23 protein-coding genes are annotated in these 19,549 nt (G+C 61.0%); 15 read left to right on the forward strand and 8 right to left on the reverse strand.

All coding sequences use genetic code 11. The features are described 5' to 3' along the window. The first annotated feature begins 136 nt into the window (after window positions 1-136). A complete protein-coding gene (locus ACR0AZ_RS03810; protein ID WP_480469568.1) occupies window positions 137-1,264 on the forward strand; it encodes an anhydro-N-acetylmuramic acid kinase in 1,128 nt (375 codons plus the stop codon). A 109-nt stretch (window positions 1,265-1,373) separates the two neighbouring features. On the opposite strand, the gene ACR0AZ_RS03815 is transcribed toward ACR0AZ_RS03810, so the two are convergent. Then, entirely contained in the window at window positions 1,374-2,264 is an 891-nt protein-coding gene (locus ACR0AZ_RS03815; RefSeq protein ID WP_480666804.1) for a fatty acid desaturase, read from the reverse strand. 4 nt (window positions 2,265-2,268) lie between these two features. After that, complete coding sequence (locus ACR0AZ_RS03820; RefSeq protein WP_480469570.1) at window positions 2,269-2,688, reverse strand: cupin domain-containing protein; 420 nt, start codon at window positions 2,686-2,688, stop codon at window positions 2,269-2,271. Window positions 2,689-2,775: 87 nt separating this feature from the next. Between ACR0AZ_RS03820 and ACR0AZ_RS03825 the strand changes: the two genes are divergently transcribed. Continuing rightward, the gene (locus ACR0AZ_RS03825; RefSeq protein ID WP_480666805.1) at window positions 2,776-4,194 is read left to right on the forward strand and encodes a protein adenylyltransferase SelO; all 1,419 of its coding nucleotides are present in this window, start codon (window positions 2,776-2,778) and stop codon (window positions 4,192-4,194) included. 7 nt (window positions 4,195-4,201) lie between these two features. Here the strand turns inward: ACR0AZ_RS03825 and ACR0AZ_RS03830 are convergent, their stop codons facing one another. Beyond that, window positions 4,202-5,089, reverse strand: coding sequence for a DMT family transporter (locus ACR0AZ_RS03830; protein ID WP_480666806.1), 888 nt, complete (start codon window positions 5,087-5,089; stop codon window positions 4,202-4,204). 187 nt (window positions 5,090-5,276) lie between these two features. Between ACR0AZ_RS03830 and ACR0AZ_RS03835 the strand changes: the two genes are divergently transcribed. The 6 genes from ACR0AZ_RS03835 (at window position 5,277) to ACR0AZ_RS03860 (ending at window position 9,613) form a co-directional block, all read left to right on the forward strand. Then, complete coding sequence (locus ACR0AZ_RS03835; RefSeq protein WP_480469573.1) at window positions 5,277-5,975, forward strand: endonuclease/exonuclease/phosphatase family protein; 699 nt, start codon at window positions 5,277-5,279, stop codon at window positions 5,973-5,975. 71 nt (window positions 5,976-6,046) lie between these two features. Next, window positions 6,047-6,460, forward strand: a complete 414-nt coding sequence (locus ACR0AZ_RS03840) for a Fur family transcriptional regulator (protein ID WP_480469574.1) — start codon at window positions 6,047-6,049, stop codon at window positions 6,458-6,460. 136 nt (window positions 6,461-6,596) lie between these two features. Then, window positions 6,597-7,475: a DMT family transporter gene (locus tag ACR0AZ_RS03845; RefSeq protein ID WP_480666807.1), complete on the forward strand. Its 879-nt coding sequence runs from the start codon at window positions 6,597-6,599 to the stop codon at window positions 7,473-7,475. A gap of 137 nt (window positions 7,476-7,612) precedes the next feature. Further along, window positions 7,613-8,890 (forward strand): phosphopyruvate hydratase, encoded by a 1,278-nt coding sequence (gene eno / locus ACR0AZ_RS03850; protein WP_480469576.1) that lies wholly within the window; start codon window positions 7,613-7,615, stop codon window positions 8,888-8,890. A 135-nt stretch (window positions 8,891-9,025) separates the two neighbouring features. After that, on the forward strand, window positions 9,026-9,343 hold the full coding sequence (locus tag ACR0AZ_RS03855) for a hypothetical protein (protein ID WP_480469577.1): 318 nt from the start codon (window positions 9,026-9,028) through the stop codon (window positions 9,341-9,343). 102 nt (window positions 9,344-9,445) lie between these two features. After that, entirely contained in the window at window positions 9,446-9,613 is a 168-nt protein-coding gene (locus ACR0AZ_RS03860; RefSeq protein WP_480469578.1) for a hypothetical protein, read from the forward strand. On the opposite strand, the gene ACR0AZ_RS03865 is transcribed toward ACR0AZ_RS03860, so the two are convergent. From ACR0AZ_RS03865 to mazG, 3 genes are all read right to left on the reverse strand, one after another. After that, on the reverse strand, window positions 9,610-10,059 hold the full coding sequence (locus ACR0AZ_RS03865) for an N-acetyltransferase family protein (RefSeq protein ID WP_480469579.1): 450 nt from the start codon (window positions 10,057-10,059) through the stop codon (window positions 9,610-9,612). The genes ACR0AZ_RS03860 and ACR0AZ_RS03865 overlap by 4 nt on opposite strands. Beyond that, on the reverse strand, window positions 10,056-10,994 hold the full coding sequence (locus ACR0AZ_RS03870) for a nucleoside hydrolase (protein WP_480469580.1): 939 nt from the start codon (window positions 10,992-10,994) through the stop codon (window positions 10,056-10,058). Before ACR0AZ_RS03870 ends, ACR0AZ_RS03865 begins: the two co-directional genes overlap by 4 nt. Before the next feature lie 63 nt (window positions 10,995-11,057). Continuing rightward, the gene (gene mazG, locus ACR0AZ_RS03875) at window positions 11,058-11,915 is read right to left on the reverse strand and encodes a nucleoside triphosphate pyrophosphohydrolase (RefSeq protein ID WP_480469581.1); all 858 of its coding nucleotides are present in this window, start codon (window positions 11,913-11,915) and stop codon (window positions 11,058-11,060) included. Between the two features lie 66 nt (window positions 11,916-11,981). On the opposite strand from mazG, the gene ACR0AZ_RS03880 reads away from it, so the two are divergent. The 4 genes from ACR0AZ_RS03880 to ACR0AZ_RS03895 all read left to right on the forward strand — a co-directional run bounded on the left by ACR0AZ_RS03880 (window position 11,982) and on the right by ACR0AZ_RS03895 (window position 15,589). Next, window positions 11,982-13,145, forward strand: a complete 1,164-nt coding sequence (locus ACR0AZ_RS03880; protein ID WP_480469582.1) for a M20 aminoacylase family protein — start codon at window positions 11,982-11,984, stop codon at window positions 13,143-13,145. 12 nt (window positions 13,146-13,157) lie between these two features. After that, a complete protein-coding gene (gene speB, locus ACR0AZ_RS03885) occupies window positions 13,158-14,126 on the forward strand; it encodes an agmatinase (protein ID WP_480469583.1) in 969 nt (322 codons plus the stop codon). Between the two features lie 59 nt (window positions 14,127-14,185). Next, a complete protein-coding gene (speB, locus tag ACR0AZ_RS03890) occupies window positions 14,186-15,121 on the forward strand; it encodes an agmatinase (RefSeq protein WP_480666808.1) in 936 nt (311 codons plus the stop codon). A gap of 66 nt (window positions 15,122-15,187) precedes the next feature. Continuing rightward, entirely contained in the window at window positions 15,188-15,589 is a 402-nt protein-coding gene (locus ACR0AZ_RS03895) for a DUF1499 domain-containing protein (RefSeq protein WP_480469585.1), read from the forward strand. On the opposite strand, the gene ACR0AZ_RS03900 is transcribed toward ACR0AZ_RS03895, so the two are convergent. Further along, window positions 15,515-15,817: a hypothetical protein gene (locus tag ACR0AZ_RS03900; protein ID WP_480469586.1), complete on the reverse strand. Its 303-nt coding sequence runs from the start codon at window positions 15,815-15,817 to the stop codon at window positions 15,515-15,517. The genes ACR0AZ_RS03895 and ACR0AZ_RS03900 overlap by 75 nt on opposite strands. Before the next feature lie 62 nt (window positions 15,818-15,879). Here ACR0AZ_RS03900 and prfA point away from each other — a divergent pair, with 62 nt between their 5' ends. The 3 genes from prfA to ACR0AZ_RS03915 all read left to right on the forward strand — a co-directional run bounded on the left by prfA (window position 15,880) and on the right by ACR0AZ_RS03915 (window position 18,596). After that, on the forward strand, window positions 15,880-16,935 hold the full coding sequence (gene prfA, locus ACR0AZ_RS03905) for a peptide chain release factor 1 (RefSeq protein ID WP_480667136.1): 1,056 nt from the start codon (window positions 15,880-15,882) through the stop codon (window positions 16,933-16,935). Further along, window positions 16,932-17,777, forward strand: coding sequence for a peptide chain release factor N(5)-glutamine methyltransferase (gene prmC, locus ACR0AZ_RS03910; protein ID WP_480469587.1), 846 nt, complete (start codon window positions 16,932-16,934; stop codon window positions 17,775-17,777). Before prfA ends, prmC begins: the two co-directional genes overlap by 4 nt. A 240-nt stretch (window positions 17,778-18,017) precedes the next feature. Continuing rightward, window positions 18,018-18,596 carry a DUF4167 domain-containing protein gene (locus tag ACR0AZ_RS03915; RefSeq protein WP_480469588.1) on the forward strand — a complete coding sequence of 193 codons (579 nt, stop codon included), beginning with the start codon at window positions 18,018-18,020 and terminating at the stop codon, window positions 18,594-18,596. A 58-nt stretch (window positions 18,597-18,654) separates the two neighbouring features. Here the strand turns inward: ACR0AZ_RS03915 and rsmA are convergent, their stop codons facing one another. Further along, window positions 18,655-19,497, reverse strand: a complete 843-nt coding sequence (gene rsmA / locus ACR0AZ_RS03920) for a 16S rRNA (adenine(1518)-N(6)/adenine(1519)-N(6))-dimethyltransferase RsmA (RefSeq protein WP_480657431.1) — start codon at window positions 19,495-19,497, stop codon at window positions 18,655-18,657. Window positions 19,498-19,549 lie beyond the last annotated feature (52 nt).

The following is a 19,549-nucleotide window of genomic DNA, read 5'->3' on the forward strand; positions in this document are numbered from 1 at the left end:
GGAAAAATGCGGGATTGGTGACAAGGTGTCTTGTCAGCCTCGGTGAGATGCGGGCAGGTTGAGACCATTGCATCGTCTGGTTGAGTGGCTGTCAGAGGTCAGGCCGAAGGCGGGCTGGATTGAGCAGGAGAAACGCGTGAGCCGGAGCAACGGGAAAACAGGGCCGATCCGGGCGCTGGGGGCGATGTCTGGAACCTCGCTGGATGGCGTGGATGCGGCGGTGGTTGAAACCGACGGGCAGCGTATTTTCGGATTTGGCGACAGCCGGTATCGCGCGTATTCCGAGGAGGAACGTGCCACGTTGCGGGCGGCGCTGGGGCAATGGCACGGGCCCGAGGTTGAGGCGGCCGGAGAACTGGTAACCCTTGCTCATGCCGAGGCTTTGGCCGAGTTCGAAGATGTAGATCTGATCGGCTTTCACGGTCAAACTCTGGCGCATGAGCCACGCGGGCGCGGCACGTTGCAGGTGGGCGATGGTGTGGGCCTGTCGCAGGCTTTAGGTCTGCCCGTCGTCTGGGATTTCCGCAGCGATGATGTCGCTTTGGGTGGCGAAGGTGCACCGCTGGCTCCATTCTTTCATTTCGCCTGTGCCAAATGGATTGGCGCCACGGAACCCTTGTGTTTTCTGAACTTGGGCGGGGTGGGGAATCTGACCTATGTGGACCCCTCGTTCGATGGGCCGGAGGCGCCGGGGGCACTACTGGCATTTGATACCGGACCCGCGAATGCGCCGGTCGATGATCTGATGCAGGCGCGGCTAGGGTTGCCGATGGATCGGGACGGTGCCTTGGCGCGCGGGGGGACGGTGGAAACCGGCGCGTTGGAGCTGTTTTTGGCTGAACCGTTTTTCAACCGGATGCCGCCGAAATCTCTGGATCGCAACGACTTTGCCGAGATGATCGGATTGGTGCAGGAACTGAGCGATGCGGATGCGGTGGCGACACTGACCGGCATGTGCGCAGCGGGTGTGGTGCAGGGGATGGAGCATTGTCCCAGACCGCCCGCGCGGATGTTGGTCACCGGCGGAGGACGGCGTAATCCGGTGCTGATGGAGATGCTGCGGGTTGCGCTGGATTGCCCGGTGGAACCGGTCGAGGCGGTGGGTCTTGATGGCGACATGCTGGAGGCGCAGGCTTTTGCCTATCTCGCAGTACGTGTCGCGCGCGGGATGCCGACCTCGTGCCCCGGAACGACTGGGGTAAGCGCGCTTGTGGGGGGCGGGGTTGTGTCGTCTCCGGCGCGCGGGGCTGTGGTGAGCGGGTAGGGGGCTCTGCCCCCGTCGCTGTGCGACTCCCCCGGGATATTTTTGGCCAGATGAAGAGCGGATCTATTGCTTTGTGTTTAGGTTGCACCAAGGCATCGAAACACGCGTTTTAGCGCCTAAGGGTTCGGGTGTAGTCTATCGAGAATTCTGCGTATCCGTCTGAGGTGGTTTTCAGGTGGGCCTGGGTCCAGTTGTGGAAGGCTGGCAGTTGGTGGAACGGTACGTTTGGGAAGGCGTGGTGTTCTGCGTGGTAGGGCATATTCCAGGCGATGAACCGGATCAGGCGGTTGGTGAAGGTGGTGCGGGAGTTTTCCAGCATATTCGCCACAGGCGGGCAGAGGCCGTGTTCTGCAAGCAGGTAGAGGCGCAGGAAAGGCTGGCCGATCAGAACGGGCAAGAGCCAGAGCCAGAAAAGTACCGGTGTGAAGAACAGGCTGAGCGCGGCGAGGAGGTAGAGGGTGAGAAGTAGTCGTGCTTCGACCCTTATGGCGCGGTGCTGGCGGGGCGGCAGGTAGGGGGCGCTGACACGGCCCAGAGCATTTTGGATCAGCGTGTGCGCCATGCCTGACCAGTAGGGCCCACTGCTGAGATAGATCAGCAGGCTCGGCCAATTGTCCGGGCGGGGTTTTCCCGCGAGTTCAGGGTCTTTGTCGGGGTGATTGGTCCATTTGTGGTGGGCCAGGTGGAAGTAGCGGAACCATGTGAAGGGCAACGCGATAAGGATTGAGACCACGTGGCCGACCACGTCGTTGATCCAGCCCGTGCGGAACGGTGTTTTGTGGGTACATTCGTGGCTGAGGGTGAAGAGGAAGACCAGCAATATGCCTTGTGGGAGAAGCAAGAGCGGCCAGAGAGGGACCTGCAGCAGGATGCCGGTTGAGGTGAGACCGAGAGCCACGAGGTAGAGCGCGAGGTGGATCAGGCCTGCGCTGTTGGAGCGCTGTTGCAGCTGGGTTTTCACCTCGGGCGGCAGGGTCGCTATGAGGCTGCGGTGGTCCATCCGGTCAGCCTCTGATGATATCGAAATCAGGGGCGGCGAGGGTGAAGCCGTCGAACTCGAAGCCCGGAGAGACGGTACAACTGACCAGCGTGTAGTCGCCGGTGCTGCGGGCGGCTTGCCAGTGGTTCTGGGGCACGATCAGTTGCGGTACGCCTTGGGTCAGGTCCGGGGTCAGCAGGTGATCGATCGCGGGGCCGTCATCGGATGCGCTGAGCGACAGGATCAGTGGGGCGCCTGCGTGGTAGAGCCAGATCTCGGTCGCGTCGACGCGGTGCCAGTGGCTGCTTTCGCCCTCGGCCAGCAGGAAGTAGATGCAGGTGCCGGTGGCGCGGCCTGCGTTATCGGCGCGCCAGGTTTCGCGGAACCAGCCGCCCTCGGGGTGGCGTTGCAGTTTGAGGCGGTCGATGATGTCTTGCGCGGTCATGGCAATCCTTCGTGGGGTTGGTGCGATTATGCACGGGCGGGTGCGATCCGCTATGGCATTTGCGTCCGCACAGCATATGTTTGCCGCATGACACTGACGATCCCTTTCGACAACAGCTATGCCCGTCTGCCCGATGCGTTTTATGCTCGGCAGGCTCCGGTTCCGGTGCGCGCGCCGCGACTGGTAGCATTCAACGCTGATCTGGCGCGGTTGCTGAGGATTTCGCCGGGCGAGGTCGAGGAGATGGCGGAGGCCTTTGCGGGCAACACCGTGCCCGAGGGGGCACAGCCGCTGGCGCAGCTGTATTCCGGGCATCAGTTCGGGTCCTACAATCCTCAGCTGGGGGATGGCCGGGCCGTGCTGTTGGGGGAGACGGTCGGTGAGGACGGTGTCCGCCGCGATATTCAGCTGAAGGGGTCTGGCCCCACGCCTTTTTCGCGGCAGGGCGACGGACGGGCCTGGCTTGGGCCGGTGTTGCGGGAATATGTGGTCTCTGAGGCGATGCATGCGCTGGGCATTCCAACCACGCGGGCATTGGCTGCGGTGGAGACCGGAGAGATCGTGCTGCGCGAGGGGCCGATGCCGGGTGCGGTTCTGACGCGGGTGGCGCAGAGCCATCTGCGGGTGGGCACGTTTCAGGTTTTTGCCGCGCGCGGGCAGTTGGAGAGCCTGAAGCGGCTGACGGAATATGCGATCAAGCGGCACTATCCCGAGGCTGAAGGGCCGATGGGTCTGTTGCGCGCCGTGCGCGATGCGCAGGCGCGGTTGATAGCGCAGTGGATGAACGTTGGCTTCATTCACGGGGTGATGAATACGGACAATTGCTCGATCGCGGGTGAGACCATCGATTATGGGCCGTGTGCCTTCATGGACAGCTATCATCCGAACACGGTCTACAGCTCGATTGATCGGATGGGGCGCTATGCCTATTCCAACCAGCCCGAGATTGCGGTGTGGAATCTGGCGCAGCTAGCGACCGCATTGATCCAGCAGTATGAGGATAAGGAGGCTGCTGTCGAGGAGGCGACCGAGATCGTGCATGCCATGCCCGATCTGATGCAGGAGCACTGGCTGCAGCGGTTCCGGGCCAAGATCGGGCTTACCCGGGCTGAAGAGGGCGATCTTGAGATGATCTCGGACCTGCTGACCCGGATGGCGCAGAACAGCGCTGATTTCACCAATACATTCCGGGCGCTGGGTGGGGAGCGCGCGCGAGACCAGTTCACCGATCCGGCGGCTTATGATCAATGGGCCGAGGGGTGGCAGGTGCGGGTGCAACGCGAAGAGGCTCCGGCGGAGGTGATGGTTGCGGCGAACCCGGCGTTCATTCCCCGCAATCACCGGGTCGAGCAGATGATCCAGGCGGCGGTGCAGGGGGACTACGCCCTGTTCCAGCGGCTGAATGATGTGCTGTCACGGCCTTATGAGGATCAACCGGAAGCCAGTGACCTGAAACGCCCACCGGCTGAGAGTGAAGTGGTGCATGCCACGTTCTGCGGGACCTGATCCAGATTTATTTCCGCACGATTTCGAGCACTGCGGCGCTGACGATCAGCACAGCGCCCAACAATTCGCGCAATCCGAAGGGTTCGCCCGCGAACGCCGCTGCTGATGCGAGGCCGACGACGACCTCGCTCATCAACAGCAATCCGACGCGACCGGGCGAGAGTTTTGTGGCGGGCCAGATGGTCATGTAGACCATCGGCAGGGTGTAGAACACGGACAGCAGGACAAGTTGCAGCACCCAAAGGGTGTCTTCCGGCGCGATGGCAGGCAGTATGGGGGCTTCCAGAAACACCAGGCTGATCAGAGACAGGATTATGGCGCCCAGAACAAAGGCGAAGACCTGCCCGAAAGCCGACACTTGCACGGTCCGGTACAGGCCCATGGTTCCCAGTGCCCAGCAGATACCCGAAGCCAGGGCGAGCCAGTCACCGATATTGCTGGGCCAAGGCACAATGCCACTGTCGCCCAGAACGATGAACAAACCGACCATACCGAAGACAAGGCCAAAAAACCGCTGCCAGCTGAGGCGTTCTCCGAGAAAGAGCAGCCCCAGAAGTGTGCTCCAGATCGGTGTCAGGTAAAACAGCAGGATTGAGCGCACGACATCGGTATAGACGAGGCTGATGGAGTACAGGCTGAATGCGGCACCGGTGAACACGCCGCTGAGCAGCAGCCCGCGCCACTGCAGGGCCAATTGACGACGTTCGCGCCAGATCAGCGGGATCAGACCCAGCAAGGCAACGCTGTACATCGCAATCCCCGGCCACGGGCCGGTGAGCCCGAGGTCCAGAAAGAACCGCACGGGGATCCAGTAGAGGCCCCACATCATCCCTCCGATCACGAGGACGATGCTTGCCTTGGTCAAATCGCGTCCGGGGGCTTCGGTGGAAACCATGTTGGCTCGGGTCCTTTGTCTCGCAAGATAATCAGGCATTAAAGCTGTCTACGGTGAGTGCAAGCTTTTTGCGCAGAATGCTTAAGGTGGTGAATGCAGGCGAGAACCATAAGACAGTTTTTGCGGCTTCGACTTGCGATTGCCGGGTTTCATGGCAATCTAAGGTCCAAACGGATTTCGGATACTTATGACCCAGACCCTGCGCCTTGCGAGCTACAATATCCAGAAATGCCTGGGCCTCGATTTCCGGCGGCAGCCGCAGCGGATCATGCAGGTCATCGACAGCATGCAGGCCGATATCGTGGTGCTGCAGGAGGCGGACAAGAGGCTGCCTCCGCGCCCGGCCGCCCTGCCGCATTTCATGCTGGATGAGGCGGGTTGGCAGATCGTCGATCTGGGCGGCGCGGGCAGTCTGGGCTGGCATGGCAACGCGGTGATCTGGCGCGGGGATGCGATTACGGTTCGGCAGACCGGGCATCATGAGTTGCCGGGGCTGGAGCCCCGGGGGGCCGTGCGGGTGGAGTTTGATACGCAGATCGGCCCATTACGTGTGATGGGGATGCATCTGGGGTTGTTGCCCGCGTCGCGCCGTCAGCAGATCACCCATATCCGGCGATGTGATTCTGATCTGGACGAGATGCCCACGGTCTGGGCCGGAGATTTCAACGAATGGTCGCGCCAACCCGTGTTGGATCATCTGGCCCCGGACATGCAGTTCCTACCTCCGGTGCCCAGCTTTCCTGCGGCGCAACCGTTGGGCGCGCTGGACAGAATCGCGCTTGGGCAAGGGCTTGAGGCCACTCTGCACGGGGTGCATGACGCGCGACCGGCGCATATCGCCTCGGACCATTTGCCGGTCTGGGCAGACCTGCGCCGCGCGGCCTAGCGCAAAATCGTCGGTGGCGCAGCGCGCGCGGACATATTAAGACAGAAGTCCGAACAGTTCCGGGGGTCACCATGTCCGATACGATTATCGCCCGTTGCGAGGCCAAAGGCCTGCGCATGACCGGTCAGCGCCGGATCATTGCCCAGGTATTGCAACAGAGCGAAGATCACCCGGATGTCGAGGAGCTCTATGCCCGCGCCTCGGCTGAGGATGCGGGGATCTCGATCGCCACCGTCTATCGCACCGTGAAGCTGTTCGAAGAGGCCGGGATTCTGGAGCGTTTGGAGTTCGGCGATGGCCGCGCGCGCTATGAGGATGCCGAGCGTGATCACCATGATCATCTGATCGATATGCAGTCGGGCGAAGTGATCGAATTTGTCGATCCCGAGATCGAGGCCTTGCAGGAAAAGATTGCGGCCAAGCTGGGTTACAGGCTGAAGGGCCACCGGCTTGAGCTGTACGGGGTACCGTTGGACAAGGACTGACCCATCACGAAATGCGATAGGTCGACACACGGGAAATCATCAAACAGGTCGCAATTCGACTTGCGAGGTCGCAGTCAATCCGGTTTTGCTGCGGCAAGGGCCCCACGGTTCCCGGCCTTCTCTGATGGAAACGCGCATGAATAACATAAACGGCATCCTGCTGCTTGTCGGATCGATGGCAGCCTTTGCGATCGAGGATATGTTCATCAAGTACCTGTCGGTCACTGTGCCGACCGGGCAAATCCTGATTGCGCTGGGCGTTGTCTGCGGCCTGGCCTTTGCGTTGTTGTCAGTGGCGACGCGCAGACGGATCTTCGATCCGGCTGCATGGAAGCTTTTGCCAATTGCCCGCGCCGCGTCCGAGGGGGTGGGTGCGGTGCTGTTCGTGACCGCGCTGTCGTTGATCGATCTGTCTACGGTTGCGGCGGTGTTTCAGGCCTTGCCGCTGGTCGTGACCATGGGCGCTGCCTTGTTTCTGGGCGAAAAGGTCGGCTGGCGGCGGTGGAGTGCGATTGGTGTCGGCTTTGTCGGTGTTTTGATGATCATCCGTCCGGGGCTAGAGGGGTTCCAGCCGGAAACGCTGCTGGTCGTTGCGACCGTCGTCTTTATCGCCGCGCGCGACCTGATCACGCGCAGGCTGGATGCGCGGATCGCGTCCACCGTTGTTGCGATGCAAGCCTATATCGCCGCGACACTGGCCGGGCTTGTGTTGATGCTGTCTACCGGGCAGTCCTATGCCCCGGTCCAGGCGGCGCAGGTCGGGCCTTATCTGGCCGCTGTGGTGTTCAGCATGTTGGGTTATTACGGCATCGTGGCGGCGATGCGGGTGGGCGAGGCTTCGGCCATGATGCCGTTCCGCTATATGCGCCTTGTGTTCTCGATGATCGCGGGCGTGCTGATGTTCAACGAGCGGCCTGATGCGATGACTCTGGCGGGGGCCACGTTGATCATCGGGTCGGGTCTTTACACCTTTGTTCGCGAACGCCGTCTTGCGCGCGAGATGGTTCCGGCCTGATCAGTGTTGGCGCAAACAGAAAACTGTTAGCCCTAAAGGCAGGAAAATATACGTGTTAGCGATAACGTGACCGGTTTACTTTTCGCCGGTTGCTGTTATGAGGCGTGCAACTGATTGCAGCCACAGGGACGGGCCTCATGAGCACCATCATCGACATCCACGCACGCGAAATCCTGGACAGCCGGGGCAACCCGACGGTTGAGGTTGATGTGATTCTGGAAGACGGCACCATGGGTCGCGCCGCTGTGCCCTCGGGTGCGTCGACCGGCGCCTATGAGGCGGTCGAGAAGCGCGACGGCGACAAGGCGCGCTATATGGGCAAGGGCGTGCTGGAAGCGGTTGCTGCCGTGAACGGCGAGATCGCCGAGGAACTGGTGGGCTTTGACGCAACCGAGCAGGTGGCTATCGACCAAGCGATGATCGAGCTGGATGGCACCGAGAACAAGGGTCGTCTGGGCGCAAATGCCATTCTGGGCGTCTCGCTGGCGACCGCGAAGGCGGCAGCGGATTTCACCACGCAGCCTCTGTACCGCTATGTCGGCGGCACCTCGGCGCGCATTTTGCCGGTGCCGATGATGAATATCATCAACGGCGGTGAGCACGCGGACAACCCGATCGACATTCAGGAATTCATGATCATGCCAACCTCGGCTGCGAATATCCGCGAAGCTGTGCGCATGGGGTCCGAGGTGTTTCACACGCTGAAGAAAGAGCTTTCGGCGGCTGGTCTGGCCACCGGTGTGGGTGACGAGGGCGGATTTGCGCCCAACATCGCATCGACCCGCGAAGCGTTGGATTTCATTCTGAAGTCCATCGAAAAGGCGGGCTACAAGCCGGGCGAAGAAATCCACCTGGCCTTGGATTGTGCGGCGACCGAATACTACAAGGACGGCAAGTATGTCCTGTCGGGTGAGGGCAAGACCCTGACCTCGGAAGAGAACGCGGCTTATCTGGCGGCTCTGGTTGCAGACTACCCGATCATCTCGATCGAAGACGGCATGTCCGAGGATGATTGGGACGGCTGGAAAGCGCTGACCGACGCCCTTGGCAATGAGGTGCAACTGGTTGGCGACGACCTGTTTGTGACCAACCCCGAGCGTCTGGCCGAAGGTATTGACCGGGGATGCGCCAACTCGATGCTGGTCAAGGTGAACCAGATCGGATCGCTGACCGAGACGCTGCGTGCCGTCGATATGGCGCACCGCGCGCGGTATACCAACGTGATGTCGCACCGCTCGGGCGAGACCGAGGATGCCACCATCGCCGATCTGGCCGTGGCGACGAACTGCGGTCAGATCAAAACCGGCTCGCTGGCGCGGTCGGACCGGTTGGCCAAGTATAACCAGCTGATCCGTATCGAGGAATCGCTGGGTGAGGTCGCGGAATATGCGGGCGCGTCGATCCTGAAGCGCTGAGCGCACCGCACCTTTTTGAACCAGATCAGGCCCCGGCTTCCGCGCCGGGGCCATTTTTTTCTTTGCGTAATCCTCGATCTGTCTAAGCTGAGCATCAGAGGTCACAGTGCCGTGACTGATGGGAGAGGACGTCTTATGACCACATTCAAACACATCACTGGCGCAGCGGCGCTGTTGATCCTGCCTCAGATCGCGTTGGCCGAACGTCCGCCCGAAGCGGTGTGCCAGAAGATGGTGGAGGGCGATCCCAGCGGGCAGATCACGATGGAGGAATGCCTGTGCACCTATAACGTCGCCGACACGGTTCTGGACGATGATATCAAGGCGCTTTTGTTCCAATCCTGGTATACTGGCGAGAACGTGACCGCGCAGTTGGAGGCGCTGCCTGAGCCCAAACGCGTGCAGCGTCAGTTCAAGACCATGGAGCGGACGTTCAAGAAAAACTGCCTCTGACCGACGTATAATACCTACATAAAAATCATTATGTGTGAACTTGTTCCTATTGCCGTGGGGTAAGGCACGGTAGTCTGCCTGCATTGCAGAAAGGGGGGCAAGATGTCTGCTTCGAAGGTTTTTCTTGTGATTTCATTGGTTTCTGCCGGATTTCTGGCCGCATGTTCCGAGCCGGGAACCTATCCGATCACGGGCGCGGAGGTCTCGCAGGACGATCCGGTACAGGAAATGTACAATCCAGGGCTGATTTTCCGGGGTGAGTCGCGCTAAAGCGTTTTGCTCATCAACATATAGCGTTCGCGCGGTTTGAAGCCTGATCGCAGATAGAGTTTCTGCGCGGTCTCGTTGGTGCGGTCGACTTCAAGATGCAGGGCGGTCAGCCCGGCCTCGGCCAGCGCTTTGGGGAGATCGTGCAGCACTTCGGTTGCGATACCGCGGCCACGGACGGCGGGGCGGATGTAGATTTCGTCCACGAAGGCGTCCATGCCGCCGAACTCGACCGACCAGCCGAAGGTGAGGACAACATAGCCCAGCGGCGCGCGGCCCGGCCCGATCAGATACACGCACCCATGCGGTATGCCGTCCAACAGCGGGGCCAGCGCGTCGCGCCTATGCGCATCGTCCTGCGCGATGCCGGATTCCGAATGAAACGCCGCGACCAGCGCCATCAGGCGGTCCAGATCGTCGGGGCGGGCGAGGCGGAGTGCGGCGGTCATAGACGGGCCAGCCTTTCTGTGAGCAGGTCGAAGAAACCCTGGGCGTCCACGTCGCCCATGAACATGGCGTTTGGTGCGCGGTCGGTGACCCGCCACCAGTCGGCCACTGTCATACCCAATGTCAATTCTGACTGGGTTTCGATTTCAACATTGATGTGGCGACCCGAGAACAGCTCGGGGCGGATCAGATAGGCGGTGACGCAGGGATCGTGCAGCGGCGCACCTTCGGACCCGTACTTTTCTTTGTCGAAACGCTCGAAGAAATCGGTCATCTCGGCCACCGCATGACCAACCTTGCTGTCCAATGCCCGGAACGCATCGTTGCGATGGGGCGTGACCAGCGCATCATGGGTGACGTCCAGCGGCATCACCACGATGTGGATGCCAGATTTAAACACGATATCAGCGGCTTCCGGATCGACGTAGATGTTGAATTCGGCCGCTGGAGTGATGTTACCGACCTCGAAATAGGCCCCGCCCATCAGCACGATTTCCTGCACCCGATCGATGATGTCAGGGGCTTTCTGGAAAGCGGTGGCGATGTTGGTCAGCGGCCCCAGCGGGCAGAGCGTTACTGTGCCGGGCTCATGCGCGCGCAGAGTTTCGATGATGAAATCGACCGCATGGCCTTCGGCCAGAGGCATTTCGGGATCGGGCAGAACAGGGCCGTCGAGACCGGTTTTGCCGTGAACATGTTCGGCCGTGACAAGCGGGCGTTTCAGGGGTCGGTCGCACCCGGCATAGACAGGTATATCGGTATGGCCGGCCAGTTCGCAGACGATGCGCGCATTCTTGGCGGTCAGTTCCAGCGGCACGTTTCCAGCGACGGCAGTGATGCCCAGAACCTCGATCTCTTCGGGGCTGGCCAGCGCCAGAAGAATGGCGACTGCGTCGTCCTGACCGGGATCGGTGTCGATGATGATCTTGCGGGGCATGGTGGTCTCCGGGGGGCGTGAAGATCGGACACTCGCAAGTGTCGCGGGACTTGTCTACCAGATTTACACGTCCGCCGGAGCATCCACCGGCGGGAGTTTGCCGTTGGCGCGGTGTTCTTCGATTTTCACCTCATCCCACAGCGCGTCCATCTCGGCCAGGTCGCTTTGCGTAGGCGTTCTGCCACGTTCGGCCAGTCGCGCTTCGACCTTCTCAAAACGGCGGGTGAACTTGGCGTTGGTGCGGCGCAGGGCGGCCTCGGGTTCGATGCCTAAGTGCCGGCCGAGGTTGACGATCACGAACAGCAGATCGCCGAATTCATCCTCGAGCGCGTCGGCATCCATGCTGTCGCGCGCTTCTTCCAGTTCGGCGGCCTCTTCGGTGATCTTGGCGAGGACATGGCTGGCATCGGGCCAGTCGAACCCGACACGGGCGGCGCGTTTCTGCAGCTTGTGGGCACGTAGCAGGGCGGGCAGGTTGGCGGCAACCCCGTCCAGCGCCCCTTTCTGTTCCTTGCCCGCGCGTTCAGCGGCTTTGATGGTTTCCCAATCCAGCGTCTGTTGATCCGCCGACTTGTCTCGGGACTCATCACCGAAGACATGTGGGTGACGGGTAACCATCTTGTCCGACATGGTGCGCACCACGTCTTGGAAGGTGAAATGCCCAGCCTCTTCAGCCATTTGCGCGTGGAAGACGGATTGGAACAGCAGGTCGCCCAGTTCTCCTTTCAGCTCGTCGTAGGCCTCGCGTTCGATGGCGTCGGCGACCTCATAGGCTTCCTCAATCGTGTAGGGCGCGATGGTGGAAAAATCCTGTTCGATGTCCCACGGGCAGCCGGTTTGCGGGTCGCGCAGGCGGCGCATGATTTCCAGCAAACGCTCGATACCCGCGTCCGTGTCGTGGATCAGAGGATTTTCGGCCATTGCGAACCCTTTCGTTCCGGTGTCAGATGCATCCATCCCGCAGTCAGGATCAGGAGTCCACCCCAGATGCCCGTCGTCAACCGAATTGCCGATTACGCCGCTGATATGGCCCAATGGCGCCAGCACTTGCACACGATCCCCGAATTGGAGTTCGAATGTTATGAGACCGCCGCATTTGTGGCGGATCGTCTGCGCGAGTTCGGGGTGGATGAGCTGCATGAGGGGATCGCCAAGACCGGGATGGTCGCGATCATCAATGGGCAGGGTGAGGGCCCGACCATCGGATTGCGCGCCGATATGGATGCTTTGCCGATTACCGAAGAGACCGGTGTCGAATATGCCTCGAAGAATCCCGGCATGATGCATGCATGCGGGCATGACGGGCACACCACGATGTTGCTGGGTGCGGCGCGCTATCTGGCCGAGACGCGGAACTTCGCGGGCCGGGTTGCGCTGATCTTTCAGCCTGCCGAGGAAGAGGGCGGTGGCGCGGGCGTGATGGTGGAAGAAGGCATCATGGAGCGGTTCGACATCTCTCAGGTCTATGGCATCCATAACACGCCGGGCCGGCCCGAGGGCCTGTTTGAAACCACGCCGGGGCCGCTGATGGCAGCAGTGGACACGTTCGAGATCCACATCCAGGGCGTCGGCGGTCACGGGGCCATGCCGCATGAAACCAAAGACCCGGTGATGGCGGCTTGCGGAATGGCGCAGGCGATTCAGACCATTGTCAGCCGCAACCACTATGCGCTGGACGATCTGGTGGTGTCGGTGACGCAGATTCACACCGGAACGGTGAACAACGTCATCCCCGATACTGCTTATCTGAACGGCACCGTGCGCACCTTTGATCCGACCGTGCAGAAGATGGTGATGGAACGGATGGAACAGATCGTGGCGGGGCAGGCGGCCTCATACGGGGTTGAGGCGACGCTGGACTATCAGGTGGGCTATCCCGCCACGATCAATGACGCAGACAAGGCCGCATTCGCCGCAGAGGTGGCGCGGGATGTGTCGGGCGCGGAACGCGTAAAGGCTAATGCGGGGCGCGAGATGGGGGCCGAGGATTTTTCCTACATGCTGCAGGCGCGCCCGGGCGCATATCTGTTCCTTGGTCAGGGCGAGGGCGCGGGGCTGCATCATCCGAAATACAACTTCAATGATGAGATCGCGCCGGTGGGGGCATCGTTCTTCGCACGGCTCGTCGAAACGGCGCAGCCCGTGAGCTGATAAGGAATAGACATGGCTCTGGAAGACGCAAAGAACCAGGTGGACGAGGCGTTCACCAACCCCGATCTCAAGGGGCTGTCCTATGAGAACACATTCGGCGGCGCCACGTCGTTCCTGCGGCGGCTCTATACCAAGGACCTTGCGGGCGTTGATATCGCGGTGACTGGAGTGCCCTTCGATCAGGCGGTGACCAACCGCCCCGGTACTCGTCTGGGGCCGCGTGCCATCCGTGAGGCCAGTTCACTGCAGTCGCCGGATGCGCCCTATGGCTGGCCCTTTGATGCACTCAGCGAGCTGGCGATCGTAGATTATGGGGATATGGCCTATGACTATGCCAATATCCCGGCCTTTCCCGACACGCTGACTGATCACATACGTACCATTTTGGCGGCAAATGTGGCCTCGGTCACGTTGGGCGGGGATCACTATATCAGCTTCCCGATCCTCAAGGCCTATGCCGAGAAATTTGGGCCCATGTCGCTGCTGCAATTCGATGCGCATACGGATACCTGGGCCGATGATGACATGTCCCGCGTGGACCACGGCACGATGTTCTACAAGGCGGTGAAATCGGGGCTGGTTGATCCGAAACGCTCGGTTCAGGTGGGCATTCGCACCACCAACGAGGATACGCTGGGCGTCAACATCATCGACGCGCGCGAGGTTTACGAATCCGGCCCCGCCGCCGTTGCGCAGAAGATCAAAGACATTCTGGGCGATAGCCCCGTTTACTTGAGCTTTGATATCGATGGTCTGGACCCGGCCTTTGCGCCCGGAACCGGGACGCCAGTCTGGGGCGGTCTGACCTCGATCCAGGCGCAAATCATCCTGCGCGACATTGCCGGGATCAATATCAAAGGTGGCGATGTGGTCGAGGTGTCTCCGCCATTCGACACCTCTGGTGCGACGGCGATTGCGGGGGCGCATGTGGCGACGCAGATCATTTGTCTGCTGGGGTGGAACAAGCTTGTGAAGCCTTAACCTTTGGTTAGGCATAATCCCGGTATCTGCTTGGTGAGGCACCGGATCGGAGACATCATATGACCGAATTCAACCAACCGATTGGCGGCAATGATCTGGCGCGGTTTTCTGGCCCGAATACCTTCATGCGCTTACCGCAGGCGTCTTCGCTGGAGGGGCTGGATGTGGCTGTGCTAGGCGTTCCGATGGATATCGGCACCTCGTGGCGGTCGGGCACGCGGTTTGGACCCAAGCAGATCCGCAGCGAGAGCGCGATGATCCGGCCCTATAATATGTCCAATGGCGCGGCGCCGTTTGACCATCTGCAGATCGCAGATATCGGGGATCTGGCGATCAATACGTTCTCGCTGGCCGACAGTCTCAAGATCATCAAAGACAGCTATGACGGTATACTGGGGCAGGGTGTCATCCCGGTGGCGATGGGCGGAGATCACTCGATCACCTTGCCGATTCTGCGGGCAATGGCAGCCAAGCACGGGCCAGTGGCTTTGGTGCATGTGGACGCTCATGCGGACGTGAATGACGAGATGTTTGGCGAGAAAGAAACCCACGGAACAGTCTTCCGTCGCGCCTATGAGGAAGGGTTGATCGTGCCCGACAAGACCTTCCAGATCGGCATTCGCGGCTCGGGCTACGCGGCCAGCGACTTTACCGAGGCGCAAGGTTGGGGGTTCCGCCAATACCCGGCATGGGAGCTATGGCAGCAGAACCTGACCGAGATCGGCTCACTGATCCGCAAGACGGTCGACGATCATCCGGTTTATATCACCTATGACATCGACAGCCTCGACCCGGCTTTTGCACCGGGAACCGGTACGCCCGAGATTGCGGGTCTGACCACGCCACAGGCGCTGCAGCTGATCCATGCGCTGGCGGGTATGAACGTGGTGGGCTGTGATCTGGTAGAGGTATCTCCGCCCTATGATCCGTCAGGCAATACCGCGTTGACTGCGGCGAACCTTCTGTTCGAGCTGCTGTGCATCCTGCCGGGGTGACGCCACGATAGGGGTGTTGGTCGCCCTCGGACTGGGTAGGCTTTGCGCAAAGGGATCGAAGGGCAGATGAAAATGGTGCTTTGGCTGTTGATTTCGGTGGGCATTGCGATGGGCGCATATGTTCGTCTTGCGCCGTCTGACCCAACGCGCTGGCATGTTGCCCCCGAAGGCGTGGATCGAGATTTTAGGAACGGCGTAGTGCGGGTCGTTGAGGCAGCCCCGGGAGGGCTGGAGCAACTCGATCATATTGCCCGCTCGACGCCGCGCACGACGGTGCTGGCAGGTTCGATCGAAGAGGGAATGATAACCTATGTCATCCGTTCCAGGGTATTCGGGTTTCCCGACTACACGACCGTGCAGCATGACGGGGATAAGCTGCGCATCTATGCGCGCTCAAGATTTGGTCGGAAAGATTTCGGCGTCAATCGACAGCGGGTCACCCACTGGCTTGCTTTGCTGCAACCCTGACGACAAGCACCCCTCTTGCACCTCGCGCCACATGGGCACGTTCAGCGACATCTGGCATTGGGCCATGAACATGCGGCCGTCGACCTGTAGGCAGATCATCTCGCCCAGCTCGATGCGGCTGCCGGATTTATCGGTGCAATAGCAATCGCGGGTCTTGCCATCGGGGCCGACGTAATCGGCCATTGCAGGGCTTGAACAGAGGGTTAGGGCCAGGATCAGTCGTCTCATACACCAAACCTAGCACAAGGCAGGGCCTTGACCAACGCCCCCGGATGAGAGACACCGCCCGGATGATCCCCGAAGAACGTCTTGAACAGATCACCCAGCGATTCCAGTACCTCGAAGCGGCCATGGCGGATGGTGCCTCGGGCGGGGATATTGCGGCTTTGGCCAAGGAATATTCGGATCTTAAGCCAGTCGTTGATCAGATTATGGCGTGGCGGCAACTGGTCAGTGATCTGACCGAGGCCGAGGCGATGTTGGCTGACCCGGACATGAAAGAGCTGGCGGAAGAAGAAATCCCCGAGCTGCAGGCACGTATCCCCGAGGCGGAACATGCGCTGCAGCTGGCATTGTTGCCCAAGGATGCCGCTGATGCGCGCCCGGCGATGCTGGAGATTCGGCCCGGTACGGGTGGGGATGAGGCTGCGCTGTTCGCCGGAGACCTGCTGCGCATGTATCAGCGCTATGCCGAAGCGCGGGGCTGGAAGTTTGAGATAATCGAGGAACAGGCCTCTGATCTGGGTGGGATCAAAGAGGTCGTGGCCCATATCAAGGGTGACAACGTCTTTGCGCGGATGAAATACGAATCCGGTGTGCATCGGGTGCAGCGGGTGCCAGAGACGGAAAGCGGCGGGCGCATTCATACCTCTGCGGCGACGGTGGCGGTTCTGCCCGAGGCTGAAGATGTGGACATCCAGATTGTTGCTAACGACATCCGGATCGACACGATGCGTAGCTCGGGCGCCGGGGGGCAGCACGTCAACACCACCGACTCGGCGGTGCGGATCACGCACCTGCCCACCGGGCTTGTGGTGACAAGTTCCGAGAAATCCCAGCATCGCAACCGTGAGATTGCGATGCAGGTGTTGAAGACGCGGCTTTATGATCTGGAGCGCCAACGCATCGACAGTGAGCGTTCTGCAGATCGCGCCAGTCAGGTGGGTTCGGGCGACCGGTCGGAGCGGATCAGGACTTATAATTTCCCTCAGGGCCGCATGACGGACCACCGCATCAACCTGACGCTCTATAAGCTGGATCAGGTGATGCAGGGCGATCTGGATGAGGTGATCGACGCGCTGACCGCAGATGATCAGGCGCGGCTGCTGGCCGAGATGGCGCAATGATTGCGGCGCTGACGGCAGCTCAGGCCATGGTGGCCGCCACTGCGCGTTTGCGGGCCGCAGGCGTGCCTGATCCGGCGCGGGACGCGCGGGTGCTGCTGGCCCATGCGGCGCGGATCGAGGCCAGCCGGGTGACTCTGATCGCGCCCGAGGAACTGCCTGTCGATATTGCGGAACGCTATGACCAGCTGATTTCGCTGCGGGCCATCCGTGTGCCAGTGTCGCACCTGCTGGGTGAGCGTGAGTTCTATGGCCGCCGGTTCCGGGTGAGCCGTGATGTGCTTGACCCGCGCCCCGAAACCGAGGCTTTGATCGAGGCGGCGCTGAGTGAGCCGTTTGACCATGTGCTGGATCTGGGTGTGGGTTCGGGATGTATCCTGATCACCTTGTTGGCAGAGCGAAGCAGCGCCATGGGGCTGGGCGTGGACCTAAGCGAATCTGCCTGCCTGCAGGCCAGCGCCAATGCCGTGCAGCATCAGGTGCAGCCACGGGTGGAGATTCGGCAATCCGATTGGTTTGAGAACATTGAGGGGCAATTTGAACTTATTGTTTCAAATCCGCCCTATATTTCCGTTGAGGAAATGGATGATCTGTCGCCCGAGGTGCGCGAGCATGAACCGCGCATGGCCCTGACCGATGAAGGGGACGGGTTGGGGGCGTATCGCCGGATCGCCGCCTCGGCACCGGATTTTCTGATGCCGGGTGGGCGGTTGCTGGTCGAGATCGGGCCGACGCAGGGCAACTATGTCGCGGCTTTGTTCGATGCGGCGGGGTTGGTGGAGACGCGCATAATCCCTGATCTGGACGGTCGGGATCGCGTTGTCGGCGCCAGAATGCCGCAGTAATCGGCTTGGCTGAGGCTGAAATGTGCCGATTGATGTAAAAAAGCTGCGAAATATCGGACAAAGCCCTTGTCTGAATGCGCAGGACATGTTTACTCAGGATTAGTCGGCGAGGTTGACGCTGTTTCAGCGCGCCCCTGACGCCAAGCCCAAAAAGTCGATGACGCGTTAAGGCACAAGCCACCGAGCAGCGTTAGATACGGGTTGATCGACAGTGAGTTTATAAGGCTGACGTAAAGTAAGATGAGATCTTCCAAATCCCGTTCGCGGGCCAAGAACAACCGCAATCGTCCTTCTGGCGGCAACGTCGTAAACCGGGTTTTTGACAGCTCGGGTCCTGAGGGCAAAGTGCGTGGCACCCCGCAGCAGATCATTGATAAGTACAACCAGCTGGCGCGCGATGCGCAGCTGTCCAATGACCGTGTGGCCGCCGAGAACTTTCAGCAGCACGCCGAGCATTATCTGCGCATGTTGAGCGAGGCGCAGCGCGAGATTGAAGCCCGCCGCGAAGAGCAGGAACGCCAGAACCGTGAACGGCAGGCTGAGCGTGATCGCGAACGTGCTGAGCGTCAGGAACGCGAGGCGGCCCGTCAGGCCGATCCGGCAGAGGCTCCGCAGCCTGATGTGATGGATTTCAGCGCGCCCGAGGCCACACCCGAAAGCGGGCTAGTCGAAACACCTGAGAACAAAGGGGCGGAGGCACCTGAGAAAAAGGAAAAGCCCGCTCGCAAGCCTCGCGCGCGCAAGCCGAAACCTGCGCCTGCGGCAGAGGCTGAAGCTGAGCCCAAGACAGATGGCGATACGCCCGAAGCGGCTGAGTAAGACCAGCCTCAGAAGAGACAAAGCCCCGAGGTTTCGACCCGGGGCTTTTTTCTTGGTGTCAGTTTTTCTGAACTTCGCGGGCCAGGGCGCAGAACGCCTCTAGCGGGACCTGTTCGGCGCGTTCCGTGGGCTGGATGCCTGCGGCAAGAAGGCGGTCCTCGATGTCAGGTGCCACGCCTTTCAGCGAGGCGCGCAGCATCTTGCGGCGCTGATTGAAGGCGGCGGCCACGACACGGGACAGAGTGGCGGCGTCCGCCGGATAGCGGGGCTCGGACAGCGCGGTCAGGTGGACCACGGCGCTGGAGACCTTTGGTGGTGGTGTGAAGGCCCCGGGCGGCAGCGACATGGCGATGCGCGCTTCGGCCCGCCATTGGGCGAGGATGGCGAGACGGCCATAGGCTTTGCCGCCGGGTTGGGCGACGATGCGTTCGGCCACTTCGCGTTGGAACATCAGCGTCAGGCTTTGCCAGAAGGGCGGCCATTGTGGCGGGGTGAGCCAACGGACCAGAAGCTCGGTCCCGACATTATAGGGTAGGTTGGCGGCCACGCGAATGGGCGGTGTCAGATGGGCCAGCGGGTCGATTTCAAGCGCATCGCCATTGATCACCTCTAGCTGGCCCGGATAGGCGGCGGCGATATCGTTTAGGGCGGCGATACAGCGTGTGTCTTTTTCCACCGCCACGACCTTGCGGGCCCCTTCGGAGAGCAACCCCCGGGTCAGGCCACCGGGGCCGGGGCCGATTTCGAGGACATCGCATTGTGTCAGATCCCCGGCCTGCCGTGCGATCTTGGCGGTCAGGTTGAGGTCGAGCAGGAAGTTCTGGCCCAGCGATTTGCGGGCTGAGAGCTGGTGCGTCGCGATGACCTCACGCAGTGGGGGAAGGGAGTCGATGGCGCTCATGGCTTCACCGTTGCGTGGGTTGGAGGCGGAGCGCCAGAGAATTTTTGCCTCC

The organism is Ruegeria sp. BE3 (assembly GCF_056538865.1).

Coding starts and splice junctions, on each gene's coding strand:
- ACR0AZ_RS03815 (WP_480666804.1), bottom strand. CDS start 2,264: ATGGACCACCGCAGCCTCATAGCGACCCTGCCGCCCGAGGTGAAAACC.
- ACR0AZ_RS03820 (WP_480469570.1), bottom strand. CDS start 2,688: ATGACCGCGCAAGACATCATCGACCGCCTCAAACTGCAACGCCACCCC.
- ACR0AZ_RS03825 (WP_480666805.1), top strand. CDS start 2,776: ATGACACTGACGATCCCTTTCGACAACAGCTATGCCCGTCTGCCCGAT.
- ACR0AZ_RS03830 (WP_480666806.1), bottom strand. CDS start 5,089: ATGGTTTCCACCGAAGCCCCCGGACGCGATTTGACCAAGGCAAGCATC.
- ACR0AZ_RS03835 (WP_480469573.1), top strand. CDS start 5,277: ATGACCCAGACCCTGCGCCTTGCGAGCTACAATATCCAGAAATGCCTG.
- ACR0AZ_RS03840 (WP_480469574.1), top strand. CDS start 6,047: ATGTCCGATACGATTATCGCCCGTTGCGAGGCCAAAGGCCTGCGCATG.
- ACR0AZ_RS03845 (WP_480666807.1), top strand. CDS start 6,597: ATGAATAACATAAACGGCATCCTGCTGCTTGTCGGATCGATGGCAGCC.
- eno (WP_480469576.1), top strand. CDS start 7,613: ATGAGCACCATCATCGACATCCACGCACGCGAAATCCTGGACAGCCGG.
- ACR0AZ_RS03855 (WP_480469577.1), top strand. CDS start 9,026: ATGACCACATTCAAACACATCACTGGCGCAGCGGCGCTGTTGATCCTG.
- ACR0AZ_RS03860 (WP_480469578.1), top strand. CDS start 9,446: ATGTCTGCTTCGAAGGTTTTTCTTGTGATTTCATTGGTTTCTGCCGGA.
- ACR0AZ_RS03865 (WP_480469579.1), bottom strand. CDS start 10,059: ATGACCGCCGCACTCCGCCTCGCCCGCCCCGACGATCTGGACCGCCTG.
- ACR0AZ_RS03870 (WP_480469580.1), bottom strand. CDS start 10,994: ATGCCCCGCAAGATCATCATCGACACCGATCCCGGTCAGGACGACGCA.
- mazG (WP_480469581.1), bottom strand. CDS start 11,915: ATGGCCGAAAATCCTCTGATCCACGACACGGACGCGGGTATCGAGCGT.
- ACR0AZ_RS03880 (WP_480469582.1), top strand. CDS start 11,982: ATGCCCGTCGTCAACCGAATTGCCGATTACGCCGCTGATATGGCCCAA.
- speB (WP_480469583.1), top strand. CDS start 13,158: ATGGCTCTGGAAGACGCAAAGAACCAGGTGGACGAGGCGTTCACCAAC.
- speB (WP_480666808.1), top strand. CDS start 14,186: ATGACCGAATTCAACCAACCGATTGGCGGCAATGATCTGGCGCGGTTT.
- ACR0AZ_RS03895 (WP_480469585.1), top strand. CDS start 15,188: ATGAAAATGGTGCTTTGGCTGTTGATTTCGGTGGGCATTGCGATGGGC.
- ACR0AZ_RS03900 (WP_480469586.1), bottom strand. CDS start 15,817: ATGAGACGACTGATCCTGGCCCTAACCCTCTGTTCAAGCCCTGCAATG.
- prfA (WP_480667136.1), top strand. CDS start 15,880: ATGATCCCCGAAGAACGTCTTGAACAGATCACCCAGCGATTCCAGTAC.
- prmC (WP_480469587.1), top strand. CDS start 16,932: ATGATTGCGGCGCTGACGGCAGCTCAGGCCATGGTGGCCGCCACTGCG.
- ACR0AZ_RS03915 (WP_480469588.1), top strand. CDS start 18,018: ATGAGATCTTCCAAATCCCGTTCGCGGGCCAAGAACAACCGCAATCGT.
- rsmA (WP_480657431.1), bottom strand. CDS start 19,497: ATGAGCGCCATCGACTCCCTTCCCCCACTGCGTGAGGTCATCGCGACG.